This window comes from Caballeronia sp. LZ019 (genome assembly GCF_031450825.1).
Classification (GTDB): domain Bacteria; phylum Pseudomonadota; class Gammaproteobacteria; order Burkholderiales; family Burkholderiaceae; genus Caballeronia.
In genome coordinates, this window is the sequence record NZ_JARTVZ010000002.1 from 838,804 (window position 1) to 852,172 (window position 13,369).

The window sequence follows — 13,369 nt, forward strand, 5'->3', positions numbered from 1 at the left end:
CCATGACACAAGGCATCCTCGTGCTCAACAGCGGCTCGTCGTCGCTGAAGTTCGGCGTGTTCGTCGCGCATGACGGCGACGAAGAAGCATGGCTCACGGGCAGCGCGAAAGGCATCGGACGTGCCAACGGTTCGTTGTCGATGCGCTCGTCGGACGGAGGCATCGACATCGCGCAGGACCATCTGATGGAATCGCAGCACGATGCGTTGCAGCGCGTCGCCGATGCGCTCGCGAGCCACTTGCGCGAGCCGCTTGCGGGTGTGGGGCATCGTGTCGTGCATGGCGGACCGCATGTGCGCGCGCACTGCGAGCTTTCTGCGGACGTGAAGCATGCGTTGCGTGAAGCGGCGCCCTTCGCGCCGTTGCATCTGCCGCAATCGCTCGCGCTTGTCGACGAGGCGCAGCGTATTTTTCCGAGCGTGCCGCACTTTGCATGCTTCGACACGGTGTTTCATCGCACGATGCCCGAGCGTGCGACGCGTTTCGCCTTACCGCCAGAATATGCGGAGCGCGGCGTCTTGCGGTATGGCTTTCACGGGCTCTCGTATGAATCGATCGTCAATACGCTCGGCGCGCAGTTGCCTTCGCGCGTGGTGATCGCGCATCTCGGCTCCGGCGCGAGCCTGTGCGCGCTGAAGGATGGGCGTTCCGTCGATACGTCGATGGGCATGACGCCTACCGGCGGCATTCCGATGGCCACGCGCAGCGGCGATCTGGATCCCGGCGTGCTCATTCATCTGCTGCGCCACGAATCGCTCGATGCCGATGCGCTCGAAGCGCTCGTGAATCGCGCAAGCGGCATGAAGGCGTTATCCGCGTCCGACGACGACATGCAAGCGCTGCTCTCCCGACGCGCTCGCGGCGATGCCGACGCCGCGCTCGCCATCGACGTGTTCTGCATTGCGGTGCGCAAGACGATCGGCGCGTACGCGGCGCTGCTGGGCGGCGTCGATCTGATCGTGTTCAGCGGCGGAATCGGCGAACATGCCGAGCCGATCCGCGCGCAAATTCTCGATGGACTTGGTTTTTTGCATGCCGAGCATCGCGTCATCGCGACGGATGAAGAGAGGCAGATCGCACGCCATTGCCGGCGGATGCTGGCCGGCTAAGTCGGCATCTTGCATGCGGCGTGCAGCGCGTTGCATACCGCGTGCAATCCGCTCATCGTGCGTACTTGAACGTGCCTTGCGCGCTCGCGATCATCAGCCTGCCGTCGACCCATGCTTCGCCGCGCGCGAAGTAGACCGATCTGCCCTGCCGTTCAAGAAAGCCTTTGGCAACGACCTTGTCGCCGATACCGCGATCGAGATAATTCACGGTCAGCGATAACGTGAAGCCGTGAACAGGCGTCGGTTCCGTCGTGAAAAGGCCGGTGTAGCCACAGGCTACGTCGAGCAGCGTCGCGATGGCGCCGCCCTGAAGGATGCGCTGACGGTTCAGATGGCCTGCATGAATGGGCATCGTGAATTCGGCGTAGCCGGCGCGCCATTCGGTCAGCGTCGCGCCGAGTGCTTCGAGGAAAGGATTGTCGAGATCCAGATTCGCCAAGCTGTAGTCTCCCTGCGTCGATGGTCGTGACCTTGCAAGGGATTGTGCCATCGGCCCGCCGCGCTCGCCGCGCCCCTTCGTGCGATGTCAGCGCACGCGGGGCTTCATGTGCAGCGCCATCAGCGCGAGCTTCGTCAGCATTCGACAGTCGACAACACGGCGATTCCCGGCGCGTTGACGCACTCGGCAGGCAATTCGGGCGCAATGGCGAGCACGCTTGTGAGGCAGACGAAAAGCAACACATAGCGGGCGGTGCGCTGCCCGTGCAGGGGCAGCCCGGCGACGAGCATCAGCAGCGCCTTCGCCGTGATGATCGCAGCCCATTGCTCGCTGCTGCTGTGGGCGTGGACTTCCCAGGGAACTTCGATCAGCGACCATGACATGCGGCAGCCGAAGCGGGCGGTGGATAAATGCGGCAGCAATCGCCACCCTACGCGACCACGATAATCGCGCTCAGCGACGCCGTGTTGCGATCAAACGTCGGCAGATTTTGCGGGGAAATGAAATGGAGAGCAATACCGGATAAAGCGTCCACTGCTTCGACTATCAGACAATGCAACTGCGCGCGCCGCTTAATGGCATTGGCGCGCGCAATCGATCACGCAGCAAAACGATTAGTTATATCCGCGAACCACGCAAGACTTTTGTTCCTCTTCGGCTTTCTCGCCTGCGAAACGCCCGCAGATTTCGGCAACATATTCCGGCTCGGCACTGACCTGGCTGGACCGATGCGATGCGTGAGCGGTGGTGTCGCCGGGTGCTTCGGAGTCGTCCATCCATTCTGCAAAACGCGTGTTGGACGTATTCGATCGAGCATCCATCTTTCGCCTCCTTTTTCCGTGACGGTTCCAGAATGCGCCTCTCCGGGCCAACTGGCCCTAGTGGATTTCATCGATGGACGCAGTCCGAACCAGTGCGGATGATATAAAGAATGCGCGTCTGGCGGACGCATCTGCTGATAACGCAACCCGCCTGTCTTGTATCAGCCAGAACAATGCCTGCCATACCGGCAGCACGGTATCTCGCGCAATTCTTTCACACCACGTTTTTCTCCAAGATCGGCTGCCCTTCAATAATGCGCGCCCAGCCGAGCGGCGACAAATCGAGCGTCGTAAATCGTCCGTGCAGAATCAGTTCGCTAATGCCGCGTCCCGTCGCCGGTCCGTGCTGCAAGCCGTGTCCGCTAAAGCCGCTTGCAAAGAAGCAATTGTCGATGCCCGGATGCGCGCCGATGATCGCATTCTGGTCGAGGACGTTGTATTCGTAATAGCCGGACCAGCAATGCTCCACGCGGAGAGCCTCGAATTGCGGCACGCGATGCGCGAGCGTCGGCCAGATGACGTCGTCGAAAAGCGCGTGATCCACTTCATCGAGCGGAAGGTCGTCGGGATCGTTGTCCGCGGCGGGCGACGTTCCGCAAATATAAGTGCGTCCTTCGGGGCGAAAATAAACGCCGGTCGGATCGATGAGAAGCGGACTGTTTTCCAGTTTCGCCGGCGACGACACGTTGAAAATGCTGCGCCGCCGCGCATGAACGGGAATGTCGATGCCGAGCATGGCCGCAGGCGCACGCGACCATGCGCCCGCCGCGTTCACGACGACATCGCACGCATACGCCTCGCCGTTGGACGCGCGCACGCGCGTGGCACGCCGTCCCTCGTGCTCGATATCCACGACTTCCGCCGCGACGTATCGCGCGCCGAGCGACATAGCTTTGCGTCGCAGCGCCTGCACGAGCCCATAGCCGTCGAACCAGCCCTCGCCGCTTTCGCCGAACGCGCCCGCTGCGAGATCGTCGGTGTTCAGCCACGGGAAACGCGTGCGCAAACCGGCCGGATCGAGCAGCGCGATGTCGGCGCCGAGACCGCGTTGCATTGCATGATTCTCGCGCAGCGTCGCTTCGCCGCGAGGCGTCGCGAGAAACAGATAGCCGCCCTCGTGCAGGTCGATGCAAGGACGCTCGCCATCGACTTCCAGCCGCTCGCCGATCGTCCGCAGGAAATCGATGCCAAAGAGCGACATCCGCACGGAAAGCGGCGTCGAAAACTGCTGCCGGATGGATGCCGCCGACAACGCCGACGACGAGCGCGCGTACGTCGGATCGCGCTCGATCACCGTCACCTGCACGGTCGGGTCCGATGCGCGCAGGAAATACGCCACCGAACTGCCGATCACCCCGCCCCCGACGATCACCACTTGAGAAGCCACGCCGCCCCCGTCCCGAAACGCGTCAGCCGAGATTGAAGTCGATGCCCTGCGCGAGCGGCAACGCCGACGAGTAATTGATGGTGTTCGTCGCGCGCCGCATGTACGCCTTCCACGCGTCCGACCCGGACTCGCGCCCGCCGCCCGTTTCCTTTTCGCCGCCGAATGCGCCGCCGATTTCCGCGCCGCTCGGCCCGATGTTGACGTTGGCGATGCCGCAATCGCTGCCCGACGCCGCGAGGAAGCGCTCGGCCTCGCGCAGGTCGGTGGTGAAGACGCACGACGACAAACCGTGCACGGCCGCATTGTTCGCGGCGATGGCTTCGTCGAAATCGGTGTAGCGCATCACGTAGAGAATCGGCGCGAAAGTCTCCTTCAGCACGATGTCGGTTTGCGCGGGCATCTCGACAAGCGCCGGACGCACGTAATAGCCGCCCTCGCCCCCGTCCACCGTCACCCGCTCGCCGCCGAATACCTTGCCGCCCTCGCCCTTCGCCTGTTCGATTGCATCCTGCATGCGAGCGAACGCCTGCACGTCAATGAGCGGGCCCATCAGCACGCCGGATTCGAGCGGATTGCCGACCGGCACCTTCGCGTAGAGATCCTTGAGACGCGCGACGGTCTCGTCGTAGATGCTGTCGTGCACGAAGAGACGCCGCAGCGATGTGCAGCGCTGCCCCGCCGTGCCGACCGCCGAAAAGAGAATGCCGCGCAACGCGAGATCGCGATTGGCCGTCTGGGACACGATGCCCGCGTTGTTGCCGCCGAGTTCGAGAATGGGGCGCCCGAAGCGCCGCGCCACTTCGACGCCCACCGCGCGGCCCATCTCCGTGCTGCCCGTCGCGCTGACGATGTCCGAACGCTTGTCCGCGACAAGCTGCGCGCCGATGTCCCTGTCGCCGATCACGACCGACGCGAGGCCTTCGGGCGCGCTGCCGAATTCGTCGATGGCGTCGCGCAGAATGCGATCGACGGCAAGCGCGGTGAGCGGCGTCTTCTCGGACGGCTTCCACACGACCGCGTTGCCGCAGACGAGCGCGAGCGCCGCATTCCACGACCACACCGCAACCGGAAAATTGAACGCCGAAATGATGGTGCAGACGCCGAGCGGATGCCACGTCTCCGCCATGCGATGCCCCGGGCGCTCGGAAGCGATCGTGAGCCCATATAGCTGCCGCGACAGGCCGACGGCGAAATCGCAGATATCGATCATTTCCTGCACTTCGCCCAGGCCTTCCTGAAGAATCTTGCCCGCTTCGAGCGACACGAGCCGCCCGAGCGCCGCCTTCTTGTCGCGCAGGCGATTGCCGAGCAGCCGCACGAGTTCACCGCGGCGCGGCGCGGGGACGTTGCGCCAGTCAGCGAATGCGGTGCGGGCCTTGGCGAGCGTTGCGTCAACTTGCGCGGACGTGTGACGTTTCACGCGTCCGATGACTTCGCCCGTGATCGGCGATGTTACGGCGATCTCGCCGTCAGCGACTTGGCTGCCGATGCCGAGTTCGGAAAGAATCGATTGAGCATCCACGATGCAATTCCTTTGGAAGCTGATGCGTTGGAGGGCGTCGCGTGTTTCTGATCAGAAACTTTCGCTGTCCGGGTGACTATACGCGTCGTTGCAAGCACTCACAATCCGGCCAATATTCGGGTTTTCGCCAGTCGTCTCGAGCGGCCGGTCGCTGATGTATGATCGGAAACAAACGCTCCGTCCCTCCATGAACGCCATTCGCACGAACAACTCGCCCGAACCGTCTCTCGCCGATCTCGGCCGCAGGGTGAGACAGGCGCGCGTCGCGCACGACATGACGCTCGAAACCGCGAGCCGTTTGTGCGGCGTGTCGCGCTCCGCGTTGTCGAAGATCGAGAACGGTCTGATGTCGCCGACTTTCGACGTGTTGCAGAAGATCGTGCGCGGCTTGCGGATCGATCTCGGCGAACTATTCGGCAGCGTCAGCGCGCCCGCCGCGAGCGGCCGCCGCGCTCTGACGCGTTGCAACGAGGGCCAGCGTCATGCGTATCGCGGCTATCAGATGGAATTGCTCGCCACCGATCTCGCGCATAAGGCGATGCTGCCTTTTCGCATCCGCATTTCCGCGCACACGCTCGACGCATTCGATGACTGGGGTCGTCATGAAGGCGAGGAATTCCTGTATGTGATCAGCGGCAGCGTGTGTCTCTATTCGGAACTCTACGCCCCGACGCACCTGAACGCCGGCGACAGCCTCTACTTCGACAGCCGCACCGGCCATGCAGCGATTTCGACGAGCGAAGACGACGCAGAAGTGCTGTGGATGGCCACCGGCGGCAGCGTGCCGCCCGTCGCTCAGTAGCGTTTGGCGTTCGTGCGGCCTTCGGCGTTCGTGGCCTGATCGACGGCTTCCAGATTCTGCGGATACGGGTAGTTCAGGCCGAGCAACTGCCGCATCGTCTTGCTTGCGCGCCTGACGAAGGCTTCGCCGACCATCGCCCGCAGGTCTTCCATCGGCTTGACGAATTTGGGAAGGTACTGGATCAGCACGGCGCTGCGGTCGCGTGGGCTGTGATTCGGCATCGCGCAATGCCAGGTTGCCCCGAAGAACACGATGGCATCGCCCGGTTCCGCCTCCATGCGCGCGGCGCGCTCGAAGAAGCGGTCGCTTTCATTCGGATAGCGAAGCGTATGCTGCGTATGCGGCACGAATGCCGTCGCGCCGGTTTCGGCGGTGAACGGATCGAGCGGAATGGTGACTTGCGCGTTGAGCGGGAAGCTCGTGTTGATGCCGGCCGGAAACGTGGCGGGCATGTGATAGTCCCAGTACGGGTAGTCGATATGCGGCTCCTGTCCCGGCCCGCCGGGCAGAATGCGATTCGCCGCGATGGAGCCCATGACGAAGTCGTCGCCGAGGAAGCGGCGCATCGCCGCGACGATGCTGTCCTGCTCGGCCATCTGCGAGAATACGTCGCCTTTGGCGAGCAGATTCCACACGCGGCGCTGCAAGTGCAGCTTGTCTTCTTGCGCGGCTTGCCCCTGGAAATGCGTGACCGTATGGGCCCGATCGTCGGAATGCGCCATGACGATGCGCCGCGCTTCGCCGATTTGCGTCGCGCTGAACAAGCCTCGTATACAGATGGCGCCGGGGCCGTTCAGCAGGGCATCGACGGCGAGTTCGGGGGTGAATGATTCGGCATCGACTCGTTGCACGGCGGTTTCCTTTTCTTGTGCAGCATTTCGGTCGAACGGATAACGCTGGCGCGCGTGCACGACGTTGATGACTCGATACACGACGATTCAGTTAGGGTGAACGACGATCTCCCACGTGCCAGCAATGCGACCCCGCGAAACAACTCGGGTTTGAGTGCTGCAAGGTCCGGCGCTGCTTCTAGCCCGTCCTTGATCGAGCGCGCTGCCCCGCGATGTATCGAATGATTCGTGAATATCGAAACGTGCTTCGTGGTTCAAAGTGCCTGCAGTGTCAAGCGGCCCTCTCACGAGCACGTTTCTCGGCAGCGAGAATGATCTGCTCCAGTTCATCCATCACCTCCTCATGCCCCACACGCGGCCGCGTATCCGCCATGGACCGCTGCACTTTCGCGCGATACCACTTGTCGTAAGCCTCGGCTTCTTCGACGGTTGTGAATTCGGACACGATGAGGTCGAGCGGGGTAGTGCTATCAATGTCTCGTCTGCCCATGCAAACCATGATACTGCACGGTCAATGCGCCCGTCGCCTCTGCCGTTCGGCCATTCGGAAGGTCGTGAGACCGCCGTCAAACCGCCGTCTTGCGCTTCTTTGCAGCTGCCTTCGCCGGCCCCGAAGCATCCGCCGTCGCCGACGAACGTTTGAAATACGGCGAGCTCAATGTCGCCGCGCCCATATCCGACGCAGCCTCCAGCAACGCAGGCGCCAGTTCCTTGAGCCGCGCGTCGGGCAAGCGGCTCGTCGGCCCGGCGAGGCTCACGACGCCCACCACCGCGCCCGTCACCGGGTGATGAATCGGCGCGGCCATCGAGGTCATGCCGGCCTCGTACGTCTCGCTCGCAATGCCGTATCCGCGCTTTCTCGCCGCGTGCAGGTCCGCGAGAAACTGCTGAATGGTCTTCGGCGCCTTCGGGCCGCTCTGTCCCGGCTTGCCGAGCCCGCCCTGCTTCGATACCAGCGCAAGCGCTTCCTCGTCCGACAACGACGACAGCCACGCCTGCCCGCTCGCCGTGCAATGCAGCGGCGGCTGGCTGCCCATGTCCGGGTCGTAGCGCAGGCCGGACTTCGCGCCCTGCGCCTTGCCGACGAACGTGATGTGATCGTCCTCGACGACGCCGAGCCGCGCCAGTTCCCCCGACGCCGCCGCAAGCCGGTCGAGCACTGGCTGCGAGACATCGAGCACGCCGCCCGTCGACAGATAGATGAGCGCCAGCGACACGAGCTTCAGCGCCAGCATGTACTCGCCGTGATCTTCGTCCTGACGCACATAGCCTTCATCGATCAGCATGGCGAGCAGCCGATGCGTGCCGCTGCGCGGGATGTTGAGCGTATCGGCGATGGTGGCGAGCGGCATGCGCCCGCCGTTCTTTGCGAGCAGTTCGATGATCGACAACGCGCGCTCGAGGTTTCCTGCCATTTTGTTTCTCGTTCGAATGTCCGGTTCGGAATGAGAACACGATTCCACCGCGGAATTCAACCGTATGTCGCATCGAGTACGTTCAGCGTCGCTTCCCGCAGACGCTTCGCGCGTTCGAGCGCCGTCGCGGTTCTCGCCCATTCGTCCATCGGCGCTTCGACGGAAAGCGGCAAATGGTCCGGCAGCGCGCGAAGAATGGCGGCAAGGTCGATGCCGCCTTCGCCCGGCACCCTGCGCGCGCACCGAGCCTGATGCAGCAGCGTCGCCAGATCGGCCGGTCGCTCGGCGGGCGCGTCGCAGAATTGCAGATAGCCGAAGTACTCACGCGGCAGCGCACGCAACGTTTCGACGGACGAGCCGGCGCGATCGAAGTGAATCGGATCGACGATCAAACCCGTATTCGCGCGCCCCGCTGCCTGCACGATGCGCGCGCCCTGCACGATGTCCTTCACGTCGGTCCACGGCATCGGTTCGAGGCTCGGCGCGAGGCCGTAGGGCTTCGCGAGATCGCACAACTGCGCGAGCCGATCCGCGGTGCGCGCCTCATCGGGATCGTTGCCCGCGACGAGCACGAAGCGCGCGCCCAGCTCGGCGGCGGTATCGAGCATCGGCGCGTAGTCGGCGACATTCGTGTCGGGCCTGAGCCGCAAAATCTCGGTATCGAGCACGCCGATGCCCGTATCGCGCAGGGCCGCGAGCGTCTCGCGCTTGAGCGGCGTCGCGCCGACGATCTCGTGCCGCACCTCGGTCTCGGTCGCGGGCAGCAGCCGCAGGCCGACGAAATCGTAGCCCGCTTGCGCGGCGCACTCGACCATCTGCGGCGGCGTCAGTTCGAGCACCGTGAGGGCGGAGAGCGACAGCTTGCGTGTTGGCGTCGTCATGTCGCGATCCTCAGCGCAGCGGCGAAAACGGCGCAGGCACGTAAATGGTGGATTCCATCGTCGTGAGATGCGCGGGGCCTCCCTTCGGCGGCCAGATGCCGTCTTTCACCGCTTCGGCGCGAATGCGCGAGCGCTCGTCCACGCTCTTGTACGGCCAGATGTTGAGAAAACGCGGCACGGCGCCGTCGAGTGCGAACATCGCCCCGGTCAGCGGCGAACGCCTGGTGCGCTCGGGGACGGCGTTCTCCCACGCGTCGATGGTGTGCTGCAGGCTCGCGAGCTTCGTGCCGTAGACCCGCATCTCGTAGATGCCGCCATGCTCGGCAGGCTGGATCGGCGGGAGAAACGGAAAGAGCGCGTAGCCGTGCACTTCGACATCGGTGACGAACTCGCCGCAGCCGAAGGGATTGCCTTCGAGCAGAAGCCGCCTGCGCTCGCCGATCAACGCCGCTTCCGATTCGAAACCGCGCAGCACCATCACACGGCCGAGCACGCCGATATCCGAATACCAGCAGCCGAGCAGCGTCGAACCGGGCTGCGCGGCGCTCGCCTGAATGTTTTCGAAGACCTGCGCGTTCGTGCCGATTTTGACCGTGAGCGTGACTGTGTCGTAAAGATTCATGAGAGGGTCCTTGCGTGAATGGGGAGTGGATCGCGTGGCGCATCGACGGGCCGTGCGAGGTCGTGTCCCGCGAGATAGCCGAACGTCATCGCCGGTCCGAGCGTGATGCCGCCCGCCGGATAATGGCCGCCCATCATGCTGGCCGCGTCGTTGCCCACGGCGTAGAGGCCGGCAATCGGCGTGCGCGTCGAGTCGAGCACGCGGGCGCGGGCATCGTTGGCCAGTCCCGCGAACGTGCCGAGGCTGCCGGGCAGCACCTTCACCGCGTGAAACGGACCGTCAACGATTGGCGCAACGCATGGATTCGGCTTTTGCGATGCATCGCCCTGTATGCGGTTGTACGGCGTCGATCCCTTGCCGAACTGCGGATCGGCGCCGTATTCCGCATGCGCGTTGTAGCGCGCGACGGTTTCGCTCAACGCCTCGGCGTCGATGCCGCATCGACCGGCGAGCGCCTCGATCGTCGGCGCGGTGATCAGATAGCCCGAGCGCTCATGCGGATGCAGCGGGAACGGAAACGGCTTCGCCGCACCGAGCCCGTAGCGCCGCTGAAAACGATGATCGCAGACGAGCCACGCGCAAACTTCATCGCCGGGCGGCGTGACGTCGATCATCGCGGAGACGAAGTCGTAATACGACGACGCCTCATTCACGAAGCGCCGCCCCGCGCGCGTTACCGCGATCACGCCCGGCTTGGCCCGCTCGATCAGATGCGCGAACGCGACGGCATCGCCATCGCGCCTGGGCGCAAGCGATACGGGCGCCCACGCCGCCGGCGCTTTCAGCGATGCATCGAAATGCGCGCCGGCCGCTTCGCCTAAACGCACGCCGTCGCCCGTATTGCTGCGCGGCGCGGCGGACCAATGCTCATCGCCCGATGGCGTGTAGGCGAAAGTGCACGCGCGGCGGGCGCGGTCATGCGGATAGCCGCCGCACGCGAGCACGACGCCTCGCCGCGCGACGACGTCACTCAGCACGCCGTTCATCTCCACGCGCGCGCCCGTCACGCGTGCGCCGTCGCGTATCAGTTCGACCGCCTTCGCGCGTGTCTCCAGCCGCACGCCGAGATCGGCGGCGGACTTCAGAAGCCGCGCGACGAGCGCGTTGCCGTTCACGAGATGCATCGAGCGGCCATGGCGCAGCTTGTGCATCGCGAACGCGGCCAGGCGCTTCGTGACATGCCACAGCGACCGCGCCGAACGCGTCGCGTTGAAGAAATGCGCGAGGTCTTGCCCCGATGCGATCGCCATGCCGTCGATCGTCATCTCCGTGAGCGGCGCACGCAATTTGCCGATGAGCGGGCCGAGCGCGCGGCCATCGAAGGGCATCGCGCACACGGAGCGGCCGCCGCTGCCCGCGCCTCGTGTCGTGTGAAAGTCGGGAATGCGATTGCCGTCGACGAAGCGCATCGACGTATTGCGCTCGAAGAACTCGATCATGCGCGGGCCGTGCTCGATGAGCGCATCGGCTTTCGCAGCGTCATAGTGCGTGCCGAGTTCGTTGCGCAGATAGGTGCGCGGCGCATCGGCATGTTCGACGATACCCGCGCGCATCGCGAGCGGATTGCGCGGTATCCACATCCAGCCGCCCGACCATGCGGTCGTTCCGCCGAACACGTCCTCCTTCTCACACACGATGACCGACAAACCGAGCGTTGCCGCAGTGACGGCCGTCGACAGCCCGCCTGCGCCCGAGCCGAGCACGAGGACATCGCATTGCAGCGCGCTCATGATGCCTGCACCCGCGCTTCTTCGCGTGCATCGGCATGTCCGGCTTGCGGCGATGTCGCCCGCGCCGCCGCATGCCGTCCGGCCAGATAGGCGAAAGCAAGCCCCGGCCCGAGCGTGATGCCCGGCCCCGGATAGACGCCGCCCATGACCGACTGCATGTCGTTGCCGCAAGCGTAAAGGCCGGCGATCGGCTGGTCGTCGCGGTTCAAGACGCGCGCGCTGGTATCCGTGACGAGTCCGGTCGCCGCACCGATATCGCCGGGATAAAGCCGCACTGCGTAGAACGGCGCGCGCGCGATCGGGCCGAGACACGGATTCGGCCCCGTCCAGTTGGCGTCGCCGTTCACGCGCTGATAGTCGGTGGCGCCGCGCTGAAACTCAGGATCGACGCCCGTTTGCGCATATCGATTCATGCGCGCGACGCTGTCCGCGAGCCCCGCCTGGTCGATGCCGAGCTTCGCCGCGAGTTCGTCGAGCGTGGCGGCGTGCGTGAGATAGCCGTCGTCGATAAAGGGCTTGAGTCGCTTGCCTCCGGGCCGAACCATGCCGAGACCATACTTTCTCAATCCTTCGGAATCCGTAACGAGATAGGCGGGAACTGTCGCGCTCGCGCGATCGTCCTTCTGCATCGCGATGCCGAAAAGGTGATACGACGTGTTTTCGTTGAGGAAGCGCTTGCCGCTTTCATCGACGACGATCATGCCCGGCTTGCCGCGATCCATCAGAAAATGCGGGAACACGGCTGTCGTGCCATCGGCCCGTTTGCGCACGGAAACCGGTGCCCAGAACGCGTGCGACAACGCCCCTTCGCCAAAGCGCGCGCCCACGGCAAGCGCGAGATCCTGCGCGCGCCCGGCGTGCCCCGGCGCGCCCGGACACCATGCGGCATCGGCGCCCGGCAGCATAGCGGCGCGTCGCGCGGGGTGACGATTGAAGCCGCCGCTTGCGAGAATGACACCGCCCGTCACCGCAACGCGCCGCCGCTCGGCGCCCTGAACGAGCGTCACGCCATCGATACCCCGCTCGCTCTTGTTCAGCGCCTCGACCGTCGTGCGCGTCAGCACCGTGACGCCGCGCTGCATCAGCGAAAGAAGCAGGCGGCCGATCAGCGCGTTACCCATGACGAGCCGCGTGCCGCGCGGGGATCCGATGCGGTCGCGCGCATGACGCGCCAGCAGCTTCGCCGCATGTTTGAACGACGCGAACGATTTCGTCATCCTAAGCAGATGCGCGATATCGTCGCGATCGATCATCATGCCGCCCAGCACGGTGAACTCCGGAATCGGCGGACGAATGAGCCCGAATGCGCGGCCCAGCTTGCGGCCATCGAAGGGCAGCGGCTCCAGCGCGCGGCCGCAGAGCGTCGAGCCTTCGAGTTCCGAGAGATAGTCGGGATGAAACGGGCGCGCGCGATATTTCACATCGGAGTTCGCTTCGATATGCGCGACCGGCTTCGGTCCTGCATCCAGAAACGCGCGGCGCATCGCGGCGCTGCTGCGTGCGCCGACCGCGCGGGTCAGAAAGGCTTCCGCCGTAGCCGGCGAATCCTCGCGATTCACGCTCGCCATGTGCATCGACGCGGGAATCCACGTCGTGCCCGCCGAATAGGCGGTTGTTCCGCCGACATGCTCCGTGCTTTCGACGAGCAGCACGCGCGCCCCGTCGATCGCCGCGAACAGCGCCGCCGACATGCCCGCGCCGCCCGCGCCGATCACGACTACATCGAACGACTCGTTGCCGCTCAGGCTCGTTAGCGTCTCCACCATCTTTCGCTCCTTAATCGGAACTTG

The 13,369-nt window shown here is 64.6% G+C and carries 14 protein-coding genes; 2 read left to right on the forward strand and 12 right to left on the reverse strand.

Features of this window, described 5'->3' with window-relative positions; translation table 11 throughout:
• The first annotated feature begins 2 nt into the window (after window positions 1-2).
• Window positions 3-1,109, forward strand: coding sequence for an acetate kinase (locus P9255_RS06825; RefSeq protein ID WP_309766189.1), 1,107 nt, complete (start codon window positions 3-5; stop codon window positions 1,107-1,109).
• A gap of 52 nt (window positions 1,110-1,161) precedes the next feature.
• Here the strand turns inward: P9255_RS06825 and P9255_RS06830 are convergent, their stop codons facing one another.
• The 5 genes from P9255_RS06830 to P9255_RS06850 form a co-directional block, all read right to left on the reverse strand.
• Window positions 1,162-1,548, reverse strand: coding sequence for a PaaI family thioesterase (locus tag P9255_RS06830; RefSeq protein ID WP_309766190.1), 387 nt, complete (start codon window positions 1,546-1,548; stop codon window positions 1,162-1,164).
• A 134-nt stretch (window positions 1,549-1,682) separates the two neighbouring features.
• Window positions 1,683-1,931, reverse strand: a complete 249-nt coding sequence (locus tag P9255_RS06835) for a hypothetical protein (protein WP_309766191.1) — start codon at window positions 1,929-1,931, stop codon at window positions 1,683-1,685.
• A gap of 231 nt (window positions 1,932-2,162) precedes the next feature.
• A complete protein-coding gene (locus P9255_RS06840; RefSeq protein WP_309766192.1) occupies window positions 2,163-2,369 on the reverse strand; it encodes a hypothetical protein in 207 nt (68 codons plus the stop codon).
• 214 nt (window positions 2,370-2,583) lie between these two features.
• Entirely contained in the window at window positions 2,584-3,756 is a 1,173-nt protein-coding gene (locus P9255_RS06845; RefSeq protein WP_309766193.1) for an FAD-binding oxidoreductase, read from the reverse strand.
• A 22-nt stretch (window positions 3,757-3,778) separates the two neighbouring features.
• On the reverse strand, window positions 3,779-5,278 hold the full coding sequence (locus P9255_RS06850) for an aldehyde dehydrogenase family protein (protein ID WP_309766194.1): 1,500 nt from the start codon (window positions 5,276-5,278) through the stop codon (window positions 3,779-3,781).
• 187 nt (window positions 5,279-5,465) lie between these two features.
• Here P9255_RS06850 and P9255_RS06855 point away from each other — a divergent pair, with 187 nt between their 5' ends.
• Complete coding sequence (locus tag P9255_RS06855; RefSeq protein WP_309766195.1) at window positions 5,466-6,080, forward strand: XRE family transcriptional regulator; 615 nt, start codon at window positions 5,466-5,468, stop codon at window positions 6,078-6,080.
• Here the strand turns inward: P9255_RS06855 and P9255_RS06860 are convergent.
• From P9255_RS06860 to P9255_RS06890, 7 genes are all read right to left on the reverse strand, one after another.
• Window positions 6,074-6,931, reverse strand: a complete 858-nt coding sequence (locus tag P9255_RS06860) for a phytanoyl-CoA dioxygenase family protein (RefSeq protein ID WP_309766196.1) — start codon at window positions 6,929-6,931, stop codon at window positions 6,074-6,076. The genes P9255_RS06855 and P9255_RS06860 overlap by 7 nt on opposite strands.
• 271 nt (window positions 6,932-7,202) lie before the next feature.
• Window positions 7,203-7,376, reverse strand: coding sequence for a stability determinant (locus tag P9255_RS06865; protein WP_309766197.1), 174 nt, complete (start codon window positions 7,374-7,376; stop codon window positions 7,203-7,205).
• 121 nt (window positions 7,377-7,497) lie between these two features.
• Window positions 7,498-8,346, reverse strand: coding sequence for an IclR family transcriptional regulator (locus P9255_RS06870; RefSeq protein ID WP_309766198.1), 849 nt, complete (start codon window positions 8,344-8,346; stop codon window positions 7,498-7,500).
• A gap of 56 nt (window positions 8,347-8,402) precedes the next feature.
• Window positions 8,403-9,227, reverse strand: a complete 825-nt coding sequence (locus P9255_RS06875; protein ID WP_309766199.1) for a sugar phosphate isomerase/epimerase — start codon at window positions 9,225-9,227, stop codon at window positions 8,403-8,405.
• Window positions 9,228-9,237: 10 nt separating this feature from the next.
• Window positions 9,238-9,849 carry an NIPSNAP family protein gene (locus P9255_RS06880; RefSeq protein WP_309766200.1) on the reverse strand — a complete coding sequence of 204 codons (612 nt, stop codon included), beginning with the start codon at window positions 9,847-9,849 and terminating at the stop codon, window positions 9,238-9,240.
• The gene (locus P9255_RS06885) at window positions 9,846-11,579 is read right to left on the reverse strand and encodes an FAD-dependent oxidoreductase (RefSeq protein WP_309766201.1); all 1,734 of its coding nucleotides are present in this window, start codon (window positions 11,577-11,579) and stop codon (window positions 9,846-9,848) included. Before P9255_RS06885 ends, P9255_RS06880 begins: the two co-directional genes overlap by 4 nt.
• A complete protein-coding gene (locus P9255_RS06890; protein WP_309766202.1) occupies window positions 11,576-13,345 on the reverse strand; it encodes an FAD-dependent oxidoreductase in 1,770 nt (589 codons plus the stop codon). The genes P9255_RS06885 and P9255_RS06890 overlap by 4 nt, the downstream gene beginning before the upstream one ends.
• Window positions 13,346-13,369: the final 24 nt, after the last annotated feature.